This is a genomic window from Pseudomonas sp. 20P_3.2_Bac5, assembly GCF_025466035.1.
Taxonomy (GTDB): domain Bacteria; phylum Pseudomonadota; class Gammaproteobacteria; order Pseudomonadales; family Pseudomonadaceae; genus Aquipseudomonas.
This window is the reverse complement of the sequence record NZ_JANLOA010000082.1, coordinates 1-19,666: the sequence shown is the minus strand read 5'-3', so window position 1 is coordinate 19,666 and position 19,666 is coordinate 1. Positions and strand designations below refer to the sequence as shown.

Genomic DNA, 19,666 nt, shown 5'->3' with positions numbered 1-19,666 from the left:
GAACGCTGAAGATCTGTCGGCTAGCGACGGGATGCGATTTACCAAAGCGCCACGGTGTAACTCACAATCAGCCGGTTCTCATCCAGGTCATTGCCGAAATTGGTCGAGCGCACGGTCGCGTTGCGCCATTTCACCCCCAGGTTTTTCAGCGGTCCGCTCTGGATCACGTAGCCGATATCCATGTCCCGTTCCCATTCCTTGCCGTTCGGCCGTGACGCGCCGAGGTCGACGTTGTCGCCGCTCAGGTAGCGGGTCATGAAGGTCAGGCCGGGGATACCGACGCTGGCGAAGTTGAAGTCATACCGCGCCTGCCACGAGCGCTCGTCCTTGTTGGCGAAGTCGCCGATCTGCACGAAGTTCACCAGGTATGCGTCGGCGCCGTTGATGTAGGCGAAGCCGGTGTCGCCGCTCATGCGCTGGTAGCCGAGCCCCAAGGCGTGGCCCTTGAGGCCGTAGGTGAACATCGCGCCCAGCGCCTTGTTGTCGATATTGCTGCCGCCGTCGTCCAGCGAGCGGGCGAAGCGCAGGTCGCTTTTCAGCGTCTGGCCGTCGCCCAGCGCCCAGGTGTGAGTGAGCCCGAGCATGTGCTGGCGATAGAGGTTTTCCAGGCCGCCGTAGCTGTAGCTGGTGCTCAGGCTGTCGTTCCACTTGTACAGCGCGTGGCCGAAGTCGAAGCGGTCGGTGGTGGTCTGGCGCACAACGATGTTCTTCGCCGCGCCAGTGGTGACGCTCATGTCCTCGTAGTCCTGGGAATCACGCTGGTTGACCTGGCGCAACCGGCCCAGGTCTACGCTGAGGTTGCTGATTTCCTGCACTGTCACCTGGCCGCCCTGGAAAACCTGCGGCAGCAGGCGCGAGTCGTTGGGCATCAGCACCGGCAGTTTGGGGATCAGTGTGCCGAGCTTGAGCACGCTATTGGACGCGCGGACCTTGGCGGTCAGACCGAGGTCGCTGGAGCTGTCCTGGGCGCGCTTCGGTGCTTCGCGGTCCCGTTGCAGCAGGCCGCTGCCGGCGCGGTCGGGGCTGGAGTCGAGCTTGAGGCCGAGCAGGCCAATGGCATCGACGCCGAAGCCAAGGGTGCCTTCGGTGAAGCCGGATTCGTAGCGCAGGATGAAGCCTTGCGCCCATTCCTCGGCTTTCGACTGGGCCGCGCCGTCCTGGCGGAAATCGCGGTTGAAGTAGAAGTTGCGGGCTTCGACGCTGGCCTTGCTGTCGTCGAGGAAGGCGGCGTGGGCGTTGCTGCAGAGGATGGCCAGGGCCAGTGGGGTCAGGGTGCGGAGCATGTTGGGTTCTCTTGTTGTTATGTGTGGGGCGGGGCCTGCTGGCGCAGGCCTTCGCGAGCGAGCTCGCTCCTACAGGGGGATGTGACAGGAATCAGTGGTTGGATGCGGCGGCGGCGCCGAGGCCGGTCTGGGCGCGGACGAACTGGTCGTCGAAGGCGTCGCGTTCACGGGCGGCGCGGGCGCTGGTGTCCAGCAGCGAGACCACCACGGTGACCAGGAACGCCAACGGCATGGAGAACAGCGCCGGGTGGTCGTAGGGGTAGATCGCCTTGGCATTGCCCAGCACGGTCACCCACACGGCCGGCGACAGGATCACCAGCACCAGCGCCGAAATCAGACCGGCGAAGCCGCCCGCCAGGGCGCCGCGGGTGGTCAGGTTCTTCCAGTACATGGCCATGATCAGCACCGGGAAGTTGGTCGACGCGGCGATGCCGAAGGTCAGGCCAACCAGGAAGGCGATGTTCTGGTTCTCGAAGAGGAAGCCCAGCAGGATGGCGATCACGCCCAGACCCACGGTGGCGAAGCGGGTGACGCGCATTTCCTGCGCTTCGCTGGCGGTGCCTTTCTTCAGCACGGTGGCGTACAGGTCGTGGGAAATTGCCGAAGCACCGGCCAGCGCCAGCCCCGAAACCACCGCGAGGATGGTGGCGAAGGCCACCGCCGAGAGGAAACCGAGGAACAGGTTGCCGCCCACGGCCTTGGCCAGATGCATGGCGACCATGTTGCCGCCGCCGATCAGCGCGCCCTTGAGGTCGCCGCCAACATAGAACTGCGGATCGGTGCCGACGATGACGATGGCGGCATAGCCCAGCACCATCACCACAAGGAAGAAGAAGCCGATGAAGCCGGTGGCGTAGAACACCGATTTACGCGCTTCCCTGGCGTTCGGCACGGTGAAGAAGCGCATGAGGATATGCGGCAGGCCGGCGATGCCGAACACCAGGCCGAGGGACAGCGACGCGGCGTTGATCGGGTCGGCGAGCATCGCGCCCGGGCCCATGATGTTCCAGCCGATGGCGTGGGCTTCGACGGCGCGGGTGGCGAGGGTCTCGAAGCTGAAGCCGAACTCGGCCATGGCCAGCATCGCCAGGGTGGTGCCGCCGGCGAGCAGCAGGACCGCCTTGATGATCTGCACCCAGGTGGTGGCGATCATGCCGCCGAAGATCACGTACACCAGCATCAGCGCGCCGACCACGATCACCGCAGTGCGGTAGTCGAGGCCGAACAGCAGCTTGATCAGTTGCCCAGCGCCGACCATCTGCACCACCAGGTAGCAGCACACCACGGTCAGCGAACCGAAGGCGGCGAAGGTGCGCATGCGGGTCTGGTCGAGGCGGTAAGAGACGATGTCGGCGAAGGTGAAGCGGCCCAGGTTGCGCAACCGCTCGGCCATCAGGAAGGTGATGATCGGCCAGCCGACGAAGAACGCCACGGTGTAGATGAAACCGTCGTAGCCCTTGGCGAAGACCAGGCTGGAGAGGCCCAGCAGGGTGGCGGCGGACATGTAGTCACCGGCGATCGCCAGGCCGTTCTGGAAGCCGCTGATACCGCCGCCGGCGGTGTAGAAATCGGAGGTGGATTGGGTCTGGCGGGCGGCCCACCAGGTGATCGCCAGCGTGCCGAGGACGAAGACGAAGAACATGCCGATGGCATGCAGGTTGACCGGTTGTTTTTCGGCGACGATGGGCGCGGCGAAGACCAGTGCCGGGGCCAGCAGCAGGGCGCCGAGGGCGAGCAGGCGTGGGTTCATTTCAACTCCTCCAGCAGGTCGGCGCTCATCGCGTCGAAGCGGGTGTTGGCGCTGCGCACATACCAGCCGGTGAGCAGCCAGGACAGCACGATCAGCGACGCCGCCACGGGAATCCCGAGGGTCAGTTGGCGGCCTTCGGCCAGTGGGGTGTGCAGCCATTGCGGCTGGAAGGCGACCACCAGCATGAACAGGTAATAGGCGGTCAGCACTGCGGCGCTGAGTGACCAGGACAGCCGCGAACGGCTGCGCACCAGGTGCTGGAATTTCGGATTGGCGCGGATCCGCGCACATCGCTGGCTATGGGACAGTTCAGCATTGCTCATGGGTGGGGCTCCTTGGCTTTCTTATGGTCTTGCACGCCACGCACGGATTTCAGGGTGCGCGACACCGGGGCGGCGGGCGTGGCCCGTCACCGGAGGGAAACGTGAGAAGTGCTGGCGCGTCAGCGCGCGCGGTTATTCGCGGCGATGGGGATCGTCGTGGACGGGTGTTCGGTGTGAGAGGTGACGGCGGTCGTGAACAACGGACGGTCGCGCGGACGTACTGAGGGCGGCAGGGGCGAGGCCCTGGGCAAGTTTCGACATGTGTGGCACCCGGTGGCTGATTGTTAGCTCTTTATGTTTGCCGTTTCCGTGTCGACGGGAAGCGGCGCAGATGGCTCCGGGGGCTTTATATATCATTCCGGTGCAGATATGGAAGTGTTACCTGTTTGATATGGTATTTGTACTATACGTGTTCGTAGTTTTAAGGCTGATTCGAGGCTGATCGGGTGTAGCTGAATGGATTAGTCGCTAGTCGGAGCGCATCGTGCAGTCAGTCGAGCCGCGCCAGACGCTCCATCAGGCTCGCCGCCTCGTTGTGCAGGGCTTGGCAAAAGGCTTCGACGAACACCGATGACGGTCGGAATTCCGGGCGGATCAGCATCACCCGGTAAGGGATCGACACTGTCAGGCGTCGCACCGCCAGGCCCCGGCCAGCTTCCTGCAGGGCGCTCAGCGGGTTGATGATCGCCACGCCAAGACCCTCGCGAACCATGGCGCAGACCGACGCGGCGTTGGTGGTTTCGATCACCGTATGGCGCTCCACCACGGCAGTGCGAAAGTGCTCGTCGAGGCGCTGGCGGTAGATGTCGCGCCCGGCGAGGTTGATGAAATCGACCCCGTGAAAATCGCTCATCGCCAGTTGCTCCCGCGCCGCCAGCGGATGGCCGTCGGGCAGCACGCAGAGCATGTCGGCGCTGAACAGCGACTCGCCGCGGGTGCCGCGTGGCACCTGCTCGCCCTCGGTCAGGCCGAGGTCATGGCGCTGGGCGCTGAGGGATTCGTCCAGCAGCGGTGATTCCTGGGCGCTGATGCACAGGCTGATGCCCGACTGCTGGCGCTGGAACTGTTTGCACACCCGCGGCAGCAGGGTCTGCGAGAACAGCGGCAGGCAGGTCAGGTGCAACTGGCCGTGCTCGAAGCGGCGGATCGACTGCGCCAGGCTGTTGATCCGCTCCAGCCCGACATAGGAGCGCTCGACTTCCTCCAGCAGCATCAACGCCTGTGCCGTCGGCAACAGGCGACCGCCCTGGCGGTCGAACAGCTTCAATCCGCTGAGGCTTTCCAGGCGCGCCAGTTCCCGGCTCAAAGTCGGCTGCGAGGTGAACAGCAAGCGCGCCGCGCCGGTGACGCTGCCGGCCAGCATGATGGCGCGGAACACTTCGATGTGGCGGACGGAGATGCTCACGGCGATGGCCTGCTCTGGAAAAGTGGTCATATCAAAACTGAATCGACTGACAAAGAATAGATATTTTTCTGCATGGAAGGCGTTGGGCATGATGGCGTCATTCTCATCGCCCGCAGGATTCCCGCGTCATGACCCTTCCTTTCGCCCAGCAGACCCTGGTTGCCGCCGCGCAGCAGTTCCCCACGCCGTTCTGGACCTATGACGCCGCCATCATCCGTGACCGCATCGTGCAACTGCGCTGCTTCGACGTGGTCCGTTTCGCCCAGAAAGCCAGCTCCAACCTGCACATCCTGCGGCTGATGCGCGAGCACGGCGTGCGCGTCGACGCGGTGTCCGTTGGTGAACTGGAGCGGGCGCTGCTGGCGGGCTACAGCCCGGACGGCGACCCGGCCGGGGTGGTCCTGACCTGCGACCTGCTGGACAAACCGACCCTGCGCCGGGTGGTGGAACTCAAGGTTGAAGTCAACTGCGGCTCCATCGACATGCTGCGTCAACTGGGCGAGCACTCGCCGGGCCACCGCGTCTGGCTGCGCATCAACCCCGGCTTCGGTTACGGCCACAGCCGCAAGACCAACACCGGCGGCGAGAACAGCAAGCACGGCATCTGGCACGAAGAAATCGGCGACGCACTCGCGGTGATCCGTGCCAAGGGCCTGCACCTGGTGGGCCTGCACATGCACATCGGTTCGGGCGTCGATTACGGCCACCTGGCCCAGGTCGGCGGGGCGATGGTCGAGGTCATCAAGGCCCTGGACCACGATATCGAGGCGTTCTCGATTGGCGGTGGCCTGTCCACGCCGTACCGCGAAGGCGATGTGGCGGTGGATGTCGAGCGTTATGCCAGCACCTGGCAGAAAGCCAAGGAAGAAATCGAAGCCTTCCTCGCGCATCCGGTGCGCATGGAAATCGAGCCGGGGCGTTTCCTCGTCGCCGAATCGGGCCGTCTGGTGACCGAAGTGCGTGCGGTGAAACGCGCGGGCAGCCGCCAGTTCGTGCTGGTGGACGCCGGCTTCAACGACCTGATGCGCCCGGCCATGTACGGCGCCTATCACCACATGAGCGTGCTGGATGCCCAGGGCCAGGCGGTCGAGCGGCCGTTGGTGGAATGCGTGGTGGGCGGTCCGCTGTGCGAGTCCGGCGACGTCTTCACCCAGGACGATCAGGGCCTGGTCCCGCGTCTGTTGCCGCAACCCCAGGTGGGCGATCTGCTGGTGATGCACGACACCGGCGCCTATGGCGCGTCGATGTCGTCCAACTACAACAGCCGGCCACTGCTGGCCGAAGTGCTGCTGGACAACGGCGAGGCGCGGCTGATTCGCCGGGCCCAGCCGCTGTCGGATCTGCTGGCGCTGGAACAGGGTCTCTAACCCGAGGCCCTTGTAGGAGCGAGCTTGCTCGCGAAGTGCGAGCCGCTCCTTCCTCAAAACTGCCAGTCAGCCGCCTTCACCACGCGACAGAACGGCCCCGCCAGCGTCGCGTTGTGATGAGCAACGATCGCCTCGGCGCTCAGTTGCGGCGTGTCGGAGCAGGTGTGGCCGTCCTCGATCAGTACCGCGTCGAACCCCAGATCCCGCGCCACGCGGCAACTGCTGTCGACGCAGTACTGAGTCTTCATCCCGGCGATCACCAGCCCGCTGGCGCCGGCGTCCTTGAGTTTCTCCAGCAACCCGGTGCCGGCAAAGGCACTGGGGCGCTGTTTCTCGAATACCGTCTCGCTGCCGTTCAGGTCCAGTTCCGGAATCAGTTGGGTCAGCGCGCTGTCCGGCGCCAGCGGCGAGCCGGGCGGGCCGACATGGCGGGCGAGGAAGATCGGCGCACCGGCGGCGTGGGCCTTGGCCAGCAGGCTGTTCACTGCGGCCAGCAGCGCGTCGCCGCGCCACGGCTGCTCCGGGCCGTGGAACAGGCCGACCTGCAGATCGAGAATCAAGAGTGCATGCATGGGTGTCGCTCCTTGTGATGAGCCAGCGACACGGGACAACGAAAAAGGCCCCGTCCATCGCTGGCGGGGCCTTTCGGGTGTGGCATCAGACGCTCACGAACACCCGCACGGCCCGCCGGTGGCGGTAGTGGTCAGGGTGGTCGAGGTGCTGCGGAACCGATTCATGGGGCTGACAGTAGCGTTACTGGCGGGGTGATGGCAAGTGCGCTGAATATCTGTTGGACAGCACATGGCTGCCACTCCATGAGATGGGCGATCAACCCAGCAGCGCCTCGCTGGCACTGCCCACGATCATCCCGGCCATGCCCAGCAGGCAAACCAGCGCCACGGCGTAGAACATCGTCCGCCATGGCTGCCACTGGTTGAGGTACGCGAGAGTGTGCGCCACCCGCGCCAGGGTGAACACGCAGAACAACAGGATAGTGGCGCTGACGCTGGTCTTGAGTACTACGCACAAGCCGCCGAGGACGAAGAACAGCGGGATGTTTTCCAGGTCGTTGCCCCAGGCTTTTGCCGCCCGGGTGACTTCGGGCAGTTCCTGCGGGCTGGCCGCGCGCCCCACGAAGCGGGCGTCCTCGGGGTTGGCGAAGGTCAACCGGCTGATGCGGTGAAAGCCTTGGTAGCAAGAGATACCGAGCATTTTCAGGAACAGGACCACGACACACAGGGCGTAAACCGACAGGGTAAGGCTCATATTCACTCCTTTGAGAAACATCAGGTCTGGCTGAGTCTTTCGCTCAGCCAGGCAGGCTCAGGCGCAGCGCCAGCGCGGCCAGCGTGACCAGCAACACCGGCAGTGTCAGCAGGCTGCCGACCTTGAAGTAGTAACCCCAGGTGATGCGGATATCCCGTCGCGCCAGCACATGCAGCCAGAGCAGGGTGGCGAGGCTGCCGATCGGGGTGATCTTCGGGCCGAGGTCGCAGCCGATCACGTTGGCGTAGATCATCGCCTCGCGGATCACCCCGCTGGCCTCGGCGCCGTGGATCGACAGCGCGCCGACCAGCACGCTGGGCAGGTTGTTCATCACCGACGACAGCAGCGCCGCGAGCAGCCCGGTGCCGAGGGTCGCGGCCCACAGGCCGTGGCTGGCGAGCAGGTCGAGCAGGCCGCTGATGTACTCGGTCAGCCCGGCGTTGCGCAGGCCGTAGACCACCAGGTACATCCCCAGCGAGAACACCACGATATGCCAGGGCGCGTGACGCATGACCTTGCGCGTGGAAATCACCTTGCCGCGCCCGGCCACCAGCAGCAGGACCAGCGCGCACACACCCGATACCAGGCTGACCGGAATTCCCAGCGGTTCCAGGGCGAACAGCGCCAGCAGCAGGAACACCAGCACCACCCAGCCGGCGTAAAACGTGTGCACGTCGCGGATGGCGTCGCGCGGGGCTTTCAGGGTCGGCTCGAAGTGGCGCGGGATGTCCTTGCGAAAGAACCACCAGAGCATCCCGAGGGTGGCGGCGATGCTCGCCAGGTTCACCGGCCACATCACTGACGCGTACTCGCCGAAGCCGATGCCGAAGAAGTCCGCCGAGACGATATTCACCAGGTTCGACACCACCAGCGGCAGGCTCGCGGTGTCGGCGATAAAACCTGCGGCCATGACGAAGGCCAGGGTCGCCGCCGGCGAAAAGCGCAGGGCCTGGAGCATCGCCACCACGATCGGGGTAAGGATCAGCGCCGCACCGTCGTTGGCGAACAGCGCCGACACCGCCGCGCCGAGCAGCACCATCAGGGTGAACAGGCGTGCGCCGCGGCCCTTGCTCCAGCGCGCCATGTGCAGTGCGGCCCATTCGAAGAAGCCGGCTTCATCCAGCAGCAGACTGATGATGATCAGCGCGATAAAGGTGGCGGTAGCGTTCCAGACGATGGCCCAGACCGCCGGGATATCGCCCGGATGCACCACCCCGGCGAGCAGCGCCAGGACCGCGCCACCGCTGGCGCTCCAGCCGATGCTCAAGCCTCGCGGTTGCCAGATCACCAGCACCAGGGTGAGGACGAAAATCGAGACGGCGATCAGCATGGCGTGGGCTCGGCGGGGTGAGTGATGGGCGCAAGGCCGGTCAATGTAGCGAGGATCGGGTAATCGGCAAAGTGACAGGGTGCGCGGCTACGTGCCATCATGTGTAACACTATTACATTGCATGAATGAGAAATCCTGTCGCATGTCCCCCCTACCTTCAACGCGTCTCCATTCGATCGATGCCCTGCGCGGGCTGGTGATCCTCTTCATGTTGCTGGACCACGTCCGGGAAACCTTCTACCTGCACCTGCAGGTCGCCGACCCGATGGATGTGACCCAGATCGATCCGGCCTTGTTCCTCAGCCGCACCCTGGCGCACCTGTGCGCGCCGGTGTTCATCCTGCTGACCGGTTTGTCGGCGTTTCTCTACGGCGAGAAATACCAGGGCAAGGCGGCCGTCTCGGCCTTCCTGTTCAAGCGCGGGTTGTTTCTGGTGGTGCTGGAATTCACCCTGGTCAACTTCGCCTGGACCTTCCAGTTGCCGCCGAGCGTGGTCTACCTGCAGGTGATCTGGGCCATCGGCCTGAGCATGCTGGCACTGAGCGCGTTGCTGTGGCTGCCGCGCGGTGTGCTGATCGCCCTTGGCGTGTTGCTGGTGGCCGGGCACAACCTCCTCGACGGACTGCATTTCGCGGTCGGGCACTGGGCCCATGTGCCGTGGGCGGTGCTGCATGACCGTGGCTGGATCGAGGTGTCCGAGGGGTTGCGGTTGCGCACGTCGTATCCGCTGTTGCCGTGGATCGGCGTGATTTCGCTGGGCTATGCCATCGGCCCATGGTTTGCGCGGGGCACTGAGGCGGGTCAGCGTCGCCAGTTATTGCTGGGGACTGCCATCGGGGCTTTGGGCCTGTTCCTGGTGTTGCGCTTGCTCAACGGCTATGGCGAAAAGCCCTGGTTGAGCGGTGACACGGCCGTGCAGACGCTGATGAGCTTTTTCAACATCACCAAATACCCGCCGTCGTTGTTGTTCCTCGCCCTGACGCTGGGGATCGGCCTGCTGTTGCTGGTGCTGTTCGAACGCCGCAACGACGGACGCGCAGTGCGCTGGCTGGCGGTGTTCGGCGCGGCGCCGATGTTCTTCTACTTGCTGCACTTGTATGTGTTGAAGCTGCTGTACCTCGCCAGCGTGGCGATCTGGGGTACCAACCATGGGCAGTATTTCGGCTTTGATTCGGTGCTGGCGGTGTGGATCGCGGCGGCACTGCTGGCGTTGGCGTTGTACCTGCCGGTGCGCTGGTTTGCGCGGTTGAAGGCACGGCGGCGGGATATTGCCTGGTTGAAGTATTTATAAGCGAGATCACTGACGGTCCATGGGTCCAGGGCCGTCAGCGATTGCTGCCTCAGAAACATCCTACATATCACTAAGAATCGCCCTGCTGACTGCCAGCCTGCGCCCAGCAAGTATCTGCCCTTTGCCCGGTGAACCCTTTCCCGGGAGCTCTTGAGCGAACCTACAAGGACGCAGATTCATGGTGCTGGGCCACCTCATTCGCATTGGCGACAAGACCACCTGTGGCGGCCAGGTTCTAACCGGCGACAGCGAATTCATCATCGAGGGCTTGCCTTCGGCCCGTCAGGGTGACTCGGTGACGTGCGGCGTGACCGGGAAGACCTATCAGATCCACGGCGGCATTCCGTCATTTATCAACGAAGGCGGTGCTGGTCGCGGGAAGCCTGGACAGCTTCAGTGGCTGCCCGTGTTACGCCGGGTTGATTCCCTCGGACTTCGGCTTCTCTTACGAGTCCACCAACAGCGTCATGGCGCCGAGGCACAATCAGCCCTCGACCACGGCTTCAAGCAGCCCGGCCAATCCAGCCTGGGGGCAACAATCCTTCTCTATCCACCAAAACTTCGCCTCGGCCCCTATCGCCTCCTCCGGGTTCACGGAAACAATCGAGTCCGCCTGCGAGAAAAACTGGCGTTTTTACCAGAAACAAGCCGAAGACTTCATTGCACCTAGCGGAAAGTTGATAGCCGATCCCAAGGTGCGTAACCAGATGATCAACTCTGCCTACGCCCAGCTATGGCAATCCGATCACCGTTTTCAATGGACTGGCCTCGCCGCGTTTGCATCCAAACAAGTGGGCTGCGGCTTGTTGCATGCATCTGAATCCATCGAGAAAATTCAGGCGGAATATGAGGCTGCGGAGCATTTGAGGACAAGTGCCAGAGCAGGTGTGTGGGGACTGTTCAGCACCGAAGAACGCGAAAGACGGGCCAGGTTTCTGGAGTACGAGAAAAGACAAAAGGAGTATGAAAAGGCTAACCGTAATAATCCGGTGCCAAGCGTTGATATACGGAGTGAAGGTGAGCCGTTGTCCAGCGTGCAACAGCTTTATCAGCATGTGTACGAAATGATGGCGATGGGTAATACAACGCTGTTTTTGGATGTGTTTCCGTTGCATGCGTTTTATAAAGATAAGGGATTTCAGTCGCTTAAAACGTGCTTACGCTTGCGCAAGAATATTTATGGAAATGCCCAATCTCCAGTGCTATGGCCCATCGAGCAAGATAAATTAAGGTTCGGTACTGACTATAGGGAAATCCTGCAAGCCTTCGAAGCTATTGATGCTGGCAATATCGCTAAAAGCGTTGAGTATCTAGCTGACCATGAGCAACGAAATATCCTTCAGCCCACGATGTATACCGACCCCAAACTGGTAAGCCTGTTACGAGGCAACCATCTTTCCTACGTCACGGGCATACCGTCCGGCGTAGCTCAAGCGATTGAGTTGACGCTCGCAAGCCAATGCCGCTCCCTCAACGATGGCCGCACCATTGAGTTCAGCAACAACCCCATCGCTAACCTAGCCGATATCAACCAACGCATGACTTTCGTGCTTAAAGCAGCTGCGGAGTTTGAAGGATTGTTGCACAGCACTGAGCAGCATCGAATCGAACAGGCCATTGACGATATCGCCAAAGGCCTGGGTGTCCGATGAACCGGCTCGGGCCGATAGGTTGGCAACGTGGCGGGCTTGGTCTATTCGTTGCCGCACTTCTGGTCTTTGGGGGCGTGCGTCTTTTTGCAGATGAACCCGAAATCGCATTGACGCCTGGCGAACCTTGGGAAGACATGCGTCAGCGCTCCAGCGCAGCGATCGACCCCGCCATTCCTGGGCATCACTGGTTCATGGTGCCAAAGACTGATGCCCGACTGCGACTCATAGACCCTCAATATGGATTTGTAACCCCTCTGGCCCGTTTCTTCACGATAGGTTTCACTGATGAGCTGGTCGACGGCATCCGCATGTCCCCTCAAATTGAGCCGCTAGTGCTCGACGACACCCTAAGGGTCGTGCTGGATTTGCAGGAGCAATGGCGCAAGGCTGGTTGGATTTCCATCGGGACAGAAAAAGACCCTCCGTTCGCCGACACGCCTGAGTGGCGTGCCCGATTGCGAGACGTCAACCGAGGCGGTAGTGCTTACTGGCGAGCGAGTAACAAATATGAAGTGATGCTGGTAGTTGGACGCTTCAGAGATGATAGTCGCCCAACAGAGGAGCGTTACCTCATCACGCTACAACTGGCCACCCCATGGGGATATCCATAAGCCGGTATCGTTTCCGAGTTCAAAACGGCATTCGAGGCAGCCGTGAAGAGCTGTCCTACTTCGCAGTAAAGCCCCTCCTGTTGTCATCCGACAACACCGGCCTGGAAACTGCCAAGCCAGCTCCCCCCACCTGCACCCAAACCCCAAAAATGCAAAAGGGCCGCAATAGCGGCCCTCTTTCATTCACCTCTCCGGCATCTCAAAACGCCAGCTTGTACCCGATCAACAACAGCATCGTCGCCAGGCAAGGGCGCAGCACGTTGTCCGAGATCCGCCCGGTCAGGTGGCTGCCGATGTAGATCCCCGGCAACGAGCCCAGCAGTAGATAACCCAGCAACGACCAGTCCATGTTGCCCATGCTGGCATGGCCAAGGCCGGCGACCAGGGTCAGCGGCACGGCGTGGGCGATTTCGGTGCCGACCAGGCGGCGGGTCACCAGGTACGGGTAAAGCAGGAACAACGCCACGGTGCCCAGCGCGCCGGCACCGATGGAGGTCAGCGAGACCATCACGCCGAGGACCACGCCTGTGATCACGGTCAGCACATTCAGGCTGCGCCCGCTCAGGTGGTAACGGTCACCGGCATGCTTGCTGGCAAAGGCTTGAAGACGGGATTTGAACAGGATCGCCAGCGCCGTGAGGATCAGCACCACCGCCAGGCCCTGCTTGATGATGGCGTTCAGCGCCGCAGTGTCGGTGTGCAGGGTGCTGAGGAACCACAAGGTCGCCGCCGCCGCCGGCACGCTGCCCAGGGCCAGCCAACCGGTGATCGCCCAGTCGATGTTTTTCTGTTTGCTATGGACCCAGACGCCGCTGGCCTTGGTGATGGCCGCGTAGAGCAGGTCGGTGCCGACCGCGGTGGCCGGGTTGATGCCGAACCAGAGCAGGATCGGGGTCATCAGCGAGCCGCCGCCGACACCGGTCATACCGACAATGAAACCGACTACCAGACCAGCAATGGTGAAGCCAAAAGAACCGACATCCATACGTTACCTGACACGCTCTTGAATCGAAGGGCGCGCGCAGCATAACCACTTTTTTTATACCCAAATATATTCATATCGAATTAGCTTATAACCGATATCGATTCGCTCTATGCATATGCGTGCAGGTCTGATTGTGCCGAGCGCATCAAAATCGCCGGCGGGCGCTGGTTTTACGCTTTCTTTATGCGCAACACGCATCTTCGGTCTCGTCCCTTTACTCGCCTCAGCCAGAGAATTTCCCTACGCGGCAGGTGCCGTTGGACGGAGATTTCTCATGAGCATTCTGGACGGGGTGTCACTGCTGCTGGCAGTGGCGTTGTTTGTGTACCTGATGGCCGCGTTGCTGCGCGCCGATCGCGGCTAGGGAGCAGCCATGCACAGTTACGATTACGCATTGCTGCTGGTGTTCTTCGCCTTGGTGCTGTTGCCGGCACCCTGGCTCGGGCGCTTCTATTACAAGGTGATGGAAGGCCAGCGCACCTGGATGACGCCCGTGCTGGGACCGGTCGAGCGCGGTTGCTACCGTATCGCCGGGGTCAAGGCCGAACAGGAGCAGAACTGGAAGCAGTACGCCCTGGCGCTGCTGGCGTTCAACCTTGCCGGCTTCCTGCTGTTGTTCACGGTGCTGCGCCTGCAGGCGTTCCTGCCGCTGAACCCGCAGCACCTGCCGGGCCAGGAGTGGTCGCTGGCGTTCAACACCGCGGTCAGTTTCATGACCAACACCAACTGGCAGTCCTACAGCGGCGAAGCCTCGGTCAGCTACCTGAGCCAGATGATCGGCCTGACCGTGCAGAACTTCGTCAGCGCCGCCACCGGCCTGGCCGTGCTGGTCGCCCTGTGCCGCGGCATCGCCCGGCGTTCCGTCGGCACCCTCGGCAACTTCTGGGTCGACATGACCCGCGCCACCCTCTACGGCCTGTTGCCGCTGTGCCTGGTGCTGGCGTTGCTGCTGGTCTGGCAGGGCGTGCCGCAGACCTTCAGTGACTACGTTCACGCGGTCACCCTGCAAGGCGCCGATCAGCTCATTCCGCTCGGCCCGGCCGCCAGCCAGATCGCCATCAAGCAGTTGGGCACCAACGGTGGCGGCTTCTTCGGCGTCAACTCGGCGCACCCGTTCGAGAACCCCACGGCCTGGAGCAACCTGTTCGAAGTCGCGTCGATCATCCTCATTCCGGTGGCCCTGGTGTTCACCTTCGGCCACTACGTCAAGGACCTGCGCCAGAGCCGCGCGATCATCGCCGGCATGCTGGCGCTGTTCCTGATCGGCGGCGCTACAGCGCTGTGGTCGGAGTACCAGGCCAACCCGACCTTGAGTAACCCGCAGGTCGAGCAAAGCGCGCCGCTCGAAGGCAAGGAAAGCCGCTTCGGCACCACCGGCAGCGTGCTCTGGACCGTGACCACCACCGCCGCCTCCAACGGCTCGGTGAACGCCATGCACGACAGCCTCAACCCGCTGACCGGCATGGTCGCGCTGGTCAACATGATGGTCGGCGAAGTGATCTTCGGCGGCGTCGGCGCCGGGCTCTACGGCATGTTGCTGAACGTGCTGATCGCGGTGTTCCTCGCCGGCCTGATGATCGGCCGCACCCCGGAATACCTCGGCAAGAAACTCCAGGCCCGCGAGGTGCAACTGCTGGTCGCGACCCTGCTGGTGATGCCGCTCGGTGTGCTGGTCCTCGGCGCCCTCGCCACCGCGTTGCCCGGTCCGGCGGCGAGCGTCAGCAACCCCGGACCTCACGGTTTCAGCCAGTTGCTCTACGCCTACACCTCGGCCAGCGCCAACAACGGTTCGGCTTTCGCCGGGCTGGGCGCCAACACCACCTTCCACAACCTGATGATCGGCCTGGGCATGTTGATCGGGCGCTTCGGCTACATCCTCCCGGTGCTCGCCCTGGCCGGTAGCCTGGCGCTGAAGAAGACCGCGCCGGTGGGCCTGAACAGCTTCCCGACCCACGGCCCGCTGTTTGTCACCCTGCTGGTGGTCACCATCCTGTTGGTCGGTGGCCTGACGTTCCTGCCGGCCCTGGCCCTGGGTCCGGTCGCTGAATTCCTGAGCCTGGGCTTGCAAGGAGTGAATCCATGAACATGCCGATTCCCGAAGTGAACACGGCAGCCAACAGCAGCCCGCGGACCTCGTTCGCCGCCTTGTGGCGCCCGGCGCTGTTGCAGGCCTTCGTCAAGCTGGATCCGCGTCAGCTCAAGCGTGCTCCGGTGATGCTGGTGGTGGAGCTGACCGCGATTTTCACCACGGTGCTGTGCCTGTTGCCCGACAGCGGCGTGCCCACTGGCGTGTCGCTGCAGATCGCGGTGTGGCTGTGGTTCACCGTGCTGTTCGCCAACTTCGCCGAAGCCCTCGCCGAGGGCCGCGGCAAGGCCCGCGCAGACAGCCTCAAGGCCGGCAACGAGGGCCTCAGTGCCCGGCGCCGGACCGGCGCCGGCGGTTTCGAAGTGGTCGCCGCCACGGCCCTGCGCAAGGGTGACGTGGTGCGGGTCGAAGCCGGCGAGATGATCCCTGGCGACGGCGAAGTGATCGAAGGCATCGCCGCGGTCAACGAAGCGGCGATTACCGGTGAATCCGCGCCGGTGATCCGCGAGTCCGGCGGTGATCGTTCGGCGGTCACCGGCAGTACCCGGCTGGTGTCCGACTGGCTGTTGGTGCGGATCACCAGCAACCCCGGCGAGTCGACCCTCGACCGCATGATCGCCCTGGTCGAAGGCGCCAAGCGGCAGAAGACGCCCAATGAAATCGCCCTCGACATCCTGCTGATCGGCCTGACCCTGATCTTCCTCGTGGTGGTGGTCACGCTGCAGCCGTTCGCCCATTTCGCCGGCGGCAGCATTCCCATGGTGTTTCTCGTGGCGCTGCTGGTGACGCTGATCCCCACCACCATCGGCGGCCTGCTCTCGGCCATCGGCATCGCCGGCATGGACCGCCTGGTGCGCCTGAACGTCATCGCCCGCTCCGGCCGCGCGGTGGAGGCGGCGGGTGACGTGCATGTGCTGATGCTCGACAAGACCGGCACCATCACCTTTGGCAACCGCCGTTGCAGCGCCGTGTTCGCCGCGCCTGGCGTCACCGCGCGGGAGCTGGCCGAGGGCGCCTTGCTCGCTTCGCTGGCCGACGACACCGCCGAAGGCAAGTCCATCGTCGAGTACCTGCGCCAGTTGCATGACTTCGCCGAGCCGTCGATGGCGGAGCTGGTGCCGGTGGCGTTCAGCGCCGAGACGCGGCTGTCCGGTGTGGATTTCGGTCCGCGTCGCTACCGCAAGGGCGCAGTGGATTCGGTGCTGGCGTTCGTCGGCCTGCAACGCCTGGAAATGCCGGCACCGCTGGCCCGCGAAGTGGACAAGATCGCCCAGAGCGGCGGCACGCCGTTGCTGGTCTGCGTCGACAAGCGCCTGCTCGGGGTCATTCACCTCAAGGACGTGGTCAAGCCGGGCATCCGCGAACGTTTCGCCGAACTGCGCAAGTTGGGTATCCGCACCGTCATGGTCACCGGCGACAACCCGCTGACCGCCGCCGCCATCGCCGCCGAGGCCGGGGTCGATGACGTGCTGGCCGAAGCCACGCCGGAGAAGAAACTGGCGCGCATTCGCCAGGAGCAGGACGACGGCCGCCTGGTCGCAATGTGCGGCGACGGCGCCAACGATGCCCCGGCGCTGGCCCAGGCCGATGTCGGCATGGCGATGAACGACGGCACCCAGGCGGCCCGCGAGGCGGCCAACATGGTCGACCTCGACAGCGACCCGACCAAGCTGCTGGATGTGGTTCAGGTCGGCAAGGAACTGCTGGTCACCCGTGGCGCGCTGACCACCTTTTCCATCGCCAACGACGTGGCCAAGTACTTCGCCATCCTGCCGGCGCTGTTCGCCGCGATCTACCCGCAACTGGGCGTGCTCAACCTTATGCACCTGGCCAGCCCGCAGAGCGCGATCGTCTCGGCGATCGTGTTCAACGCGCTGATTATCGTCGTGCTGATTCCGCTGGCCCTGCGCGGGGTGCGGGTCAAGGCCGCGAGCGCCGCTCACCTGCTGCGGCGCAACCTGCTGATCTATGGCCTGGGCGGTCTGCTGGTGCCGTTCGCCGGTATCAAGCTGATCGACCTGCTGCTCAACGCCCTGCACCTGGTCTGAACCGAGGAATTACCCATGACGACTCATCTACGTCCGGCCCTGAGCCTGTTGTTGCTGATGACCCTGCTGACCGGGGTCGGTTATCCGCTGCTGGTCACCGGCATCGCCCAGGTGGCCTTTCCCGAGCAGGCCAATGGCAGCCTGATGCGCGACGAACAGGGCCAGGTCCGTGGCTCCTGGCTGATCGCCCAGCCGTTCAGCGGCGACGCCTGGTTCCAGTCGCGGCCGTCCGCCGCCGACTACGCTACCGTGGCCAGCGGTGCGAGCAACCTGGCGCCGAGCAACCCGGCCCTGGCCACGCGGATCGACGAGGCCGCCGGCGGTCTCTATCGTGAGGCGCAGGGGCCGGTGCCGCTGGCCTTGCTGACCACCTCCGGCAGCGGCCTCGATCCGCACCTGCCGCCGGCGGCGGTGGCGTATCAACTGCCGCGGGTGGCGGCGGCGCGGCAGATCTCGCAACAGACGTTGCAAGCGCTGGTGGAGCAGGCCACCCTGCAACCCTTGATCGGTCCGCCGGTGGTCAGCGTGCTGGCGCTGAACGCGGCCCTCGACCGGCTCGCCCCGCTTTCGAAATAAGGACACAGCGTGACCCACAGTGATTCGCAGCGCGCCGACGCGCTGCTTGCCGAACTGCCGCGCGAAGGCCGCGGCCGGCTCAAGGTGTTTCTCGGCGCCGCCCCAGGGGTGGGCAAGACCTACGCCATGCTGCAGGCCGCCCATGCGCGCCTGCGGCATAACGTGCGCGTGCTCGCCGGGGTGGTGGAAACCCACGGGCGCAGCGAGACGGAGGCGCTGCTCGGCGGTATTCCGCAGCAGCCGCTGGTGCGCTCGGAATACCGCGGCGTGACCCTTGAGGAAATGGACCTCGACGGCCTGCTCAAGGCCGCGCCGGAGCTGGTGCTGGTGGACGAACTGGCCCACAGCAACGCCCCCGGCAGCCGTCACGCCAAACGCTGGCAGGATGTGCAGGAACTGCTGGCGGCGGGCATCGACGTTTACACCACGGTCAACGTCCAGCACCTGGAAAGTCTCAACGACCATGTGCGCGGCATCACCGGCGTACAGGTGCGCGAGACGCTGCCGGACTGGGTCCTGCAGGAAGCCTTCGAACTGGTGCTGATCGACCTGCCGCCGCGAGAACTGCTGGAGCGCCTGCGCGACGGCAAGGTCTACGTGCCGGAACAGGCGAGGGCGGCGATCGATGCCTTCTTCACCCAGACCAACCTCACCGCCTTGCGCGAGTTGGCGATGCAGACCGCCGCGGCCCAGGTCGATGCCGACCTGGCCCATGGTTATCGTCGTCTCGGCCAGGATGCCCCGGCGCTGCGCGGGCGCTTGTTGGTGGGGGTGGATGGCGATGCCCAGGCCGAGCGGCTGGTGCGCCATGCCAGCCGGGTCGCCCAGCGCCGTCATCTGCCGTGGAGCCTGGTGCATGTCGACAACGGCCGCCTGCGCGACGAAACCGCTCGCCAGCGCCTGCAAGCGGCGCAGCAACTGGCAGAGCGCCTGGGCGGCGAAGTGGTGGTGCTGCGCGCCGGGGAAGTGGCGCGCACGCTGATCCAGCATGCCATCGAGCGCCGCGCCAGCCTGGTGCTGGTGGGGCAGTCGCGGGATCGCCTGCGCCGCCGCCTGTTCGGCGCGGGCGTGGCGACCCGCCTGCTGCGCGAGGCCCACGGCCTGGAAATCAACGTCCTTGACCGCGATGCCCAGCCGGAACCGACGCGGACGGTCGCGCCTCGCGTCTGGGTCTGGCGTCACTACGCCCTGGCGCTGCTGGCGACCTTGCTCGCTACCGGGCTGGCTTCGGCGGTGGCGCGGGTCATGGACCTGCCGAACATCTCGCTGGTGTTCCTCGCTGCGGTCCTGCTGGTGGCGGTGCGCAGTAGCATCGGTCCGGCGCTGGCCTGTGCGGCGATGTCGTTCCTGGCGTATGACTTCCTGTTTATCCCGCCGAATTTCTCCTTCGCCATCCAGCGCGAAGAAGACGTGCTGACCTCGCTGTTCTTCCTGTTGATGGCGGTGCTCACCGGCAACCTCGCCGCGCGGCAGCGTCGGCAACTCAAAGCGCTGCGCGAGACTCAGGAGCAGACCGGGCAACTGCTCGACCTGTCGCGCAAACTCACCGCGGCCACTGACCGCCAGGCGGTGTTCAGCGCCGCCGGGCAACACCTGGAAGGCTGGTCGGACTTGCAGGCGTGCCTGCTGGAGCGCGACGCCGAAGGCCGTTTGCAGGTGGCCAGTGGCGGCGTGCTGCAATTCAGCGACAACG

18 protein-coding genes are annotated in these 19,666 nt (G+C 64.1%); 10 read left to right on the top strand and 8 right to left on the bottom strand.

Translation table 11 applies throughout. The features are described 5' to 3' along the window. Nucleotides 1–38: 38 nt before the first annotated feature. From NTD88_RS14680 to NTD88_RS14665, 4 genes are all read right to left on the bottom strand, one after another. A complete protein-coding gene (locus NTD88_RS14680; protein WP_262154734.1) occupies nucleotides 39–1,283 on the bottom strand; it encodes an OprD family porin in 1,245 nt (414 codons plus the stop codon). 91 nt (nucleotides 1,284–1,374) lie between these two features. Beyond that, on the bottom strand, nucleotides 1,375–3,033 hold the full coding sequence (locus tag NTD88_RS14675) for a cation acetate symporter (RefSeq protein WP_095157867.1): 1,659 nt from the start codon (nucleotides 3,031–3,033) through the stop codon (nucleotides 1,375–1,377). Beyond that, a complete protein-coding gene (locus NTD88_RS14670; protein WP_095157865.1) occupies nucleotides 3,030–3,356 on the bottom strand; it encodes a DUF485 domain-containing protein in 327 nt (108 codons plus the stop codon). Before NTD88_RS14670 ends, NTD88_RS14675 begins: the two co-directional genes overlap by 4 nt. Nucleotides 3,357–3,846: 490 nt before the next feature. After that, nucleotides 3,847–4,761 (bottom strand): LysR family transcriptional regulator, encoded by a 915-nt coding sequence (locus NTD88_RS14665; protein ID WP_095158031.1) that lies wholly within the window; start codon nucleotides 4,759–4,761, stop codon nucleotides 3,847–3,849. 128 nt (nucleotides 4,762–4,889) lie between these two features. Here NTD88_RS14665 and lysA point away from each other — a divergent pair, with 128 nt between their 5' ends. Further along, on the top strand, nucleotides 4,890–6,128 hold the full coding sequence (lysA, locus tag NTD88_RS14660) for a diaminopimelate decarboxylase (protein ID WP_262154733.1): 1,239 nt from the start codon (nucleotides 4,890–4,892) through the stop codon (nucleotides 6,126–6,128). Between the two features lie 53 nt (nucleotides 6,129–6,181). Here the strand turns inward: lysA and NTD88_RS14655 are convergent, their stop codons facing one another. The 3 genes from NTD88_RS14655 to NTD88_RS14645 form a co-directional block, all read right to left on the bottom strand. Continuing rightward, nucleotides 6,182–6,700: a cysteine hydrolase family protein gene (locus NTD88_RS14655; RefSeq protein ID WP_095157861.1), complete on the bottom strand. Its 519-nt coding sequence runs from the start codon at nucleotides 6,698–6,700 to the stop codon at nucleotides 6,182–6,184. Nucleotides 6,701–6,956: 256 nt separating this feature from the next. Continuing rightward, complete coding sequence (locus tag NTD88_RS14650; protein WP_262154732.1) at nucleotides 6,957–7,394, bottom strand: MAPEG family protein; 438 nt, start codon at nucleotides 7,392–7,394, stop codon at nucleotides 6,957–6,959. 43 nt (nucleotides 7,395–7,437) lie between these two features. After that, nucleotides 7,438–8,724: an arsenic transporter gene (locus NTD88_RS14645; RefSeq protein ID WP_262154731.1), complete on the bottom strand. Its 1,287-nt coding sequence runs from the start codon at nucleotides 8,722–8,724 to the stop codon at nucleotides 7,438–7,440. A gap of 142 nt (nucleotides 8,725–8,866) precedes the next feature. Here NTD88_RS14645 and NTD88_RS14640 point away from each other — a divergent pair, with 142 nt between their 5' ends. From NTD88_RS14640 to NTD88_RS14625, 4 genes are all read left to right on the top strand, one after another. Next, on the top strand, nucleotides 8,867–10,015 hold the full coding sequence (locus NTD88_RS14640; protein WP_262154730.1) for a DUF1624 domain-containing protein: 1,149 nt from the start codon (nucleotides 8,867–8,869) through the stop codon (nucleotides 10,013–10,015). 178 nt (nucleotides 10,016–10,193) lie between these two features. Further along, nucleotides 10,194–10,685 (top strand): PAAR domain-containing protein, encoded by a 492-nt coding sequence (locus tag NTD88_RS14635; RefSeq protein ID WP_262154729.1) that lies wholly within the window; start codon nucleotides 10,194–10,196, stop codon nucleotides 10,683–10,685. Nucleotides 10,686–10,722: 37 nt separating this feature from the next. After that, the gene (locus NTD88_RS14630) at nucleotides 10,723–11,667 is read left to right on the top strand and encodes a DUF2515 family protein (RefSeq protein WP_262154728.1); all 945 of its coding nucleotides are present in this window, start codon (nucleotides 10,723–10,725) and stop codon (nucleotides 11,665–11,667) included. Then, nucleotides 11,664–12,278 carry a hypothetical protein gene (locus NTD88_RS14625; RefSeq protein ID WP_095157846.1) on the top strand — a complete coding sequence of 205 codons (615 nt, stop codon included), beginning with the start codon at nucleotides 11,664–11,666 and terminating at the stop codon, nucleotides 12,276–12,278. Before NTD88_RS14630 ends, NTD88_RS14625 begins: the two co-directional genes overlap by 4 nt. A gap of 199 nt (nucleotides 12,279–12,477) precedes the next feature. On the opposite strand, the gene NTD88_RS14620 is transcribed toward NTD88_RS14625, so the two are convergent. Beyond that, the gene (locus tag NTD88_RS14620; protein ID WP_095157844.1) at nucleotides 12,478–13,263 is read right to left on the bottom strand and encodes a sulfite exporter TauE/SafE family protein; all 786 of its coding nucleotides are present in this window, start codon (nucleotides 13,261–13,263) and stop codon (nucleotides 12,478–12,480) included. A 109-nt stretch (nucleotides 13,264–13,372) separates the two neighbouring features. On the opposite strand from NTD88_RS14620, the gene kdpF reads away from it, so the two are divergent. The 5 genes from kdpF to NTD88_RS14595 form a co-directional block, all read left to right on the top strand. Further along, complete coding sequence (gene kdpF / locus NTD88_RS14615) at nucleotides 13,373–13,627, top strand: K(+)-transporting ATPase subunit F (RefSeq protein WP_315975158.1); 255 nt, start codon at nucleotides 13,373–13,375, stop codon at nucleotides 13,625–13,627. A gap of 9 nt (nucleotides 13,628–13,636) precedes the next feature. After that, nucleotides 13,637–15,346 (top strand): potassium-transporting ATPase subunit KdpA, encoded by a 1,710-nt coding sequence (gene kdpA, locus NTD88_RS14610; RefSeq protein WP_262154727.1) that lies wholly within the window; start codon nucleotides 13,637–13,639, stop codon nucleotides 15,344–15,346. Beyond that, nucleotides 15,343–17,397, top strand: coding sequence for a potassium-transporting ATPase subunit KdpB (kdpB, locus tag NTD88_RS14605; RefSeq protein WP_262154726.1), 2,055 nt, complete (start codon nucleotides 15,343–15,345; stop codon nucleotides 17,395–17,397). Before kdpA ends, kdpB begins: the two co-directional genes overlap by 4 nt. 15 nt (nucleotides 17,398–17,412) lie before the next feature. Further along, nucleotides 17,413–17,973: a potassium-transporting ATPase subunit KdpC gene (gene kdpC, locus NTD88_RS14600; RefSeq protein ID WP_095157836.1), complete on the top strand. Its 561-nt coding sequence runs from the start codon at nucleotides 17,413–17,415 to the stop codon at nucleotides 17,971–17,973. A 9-nt stretch (nucleotides 17,974–17,982) separates the two neighbouring features. Further along, nucleotides 17,983–19,666 (top strand): DUF4118 domain-containing protein (locus tag NTD88_RS14595; RefSeq protein WP_262191733.1); only part of this gene is annotated, 1,684 nt, incomplete at its 3' end.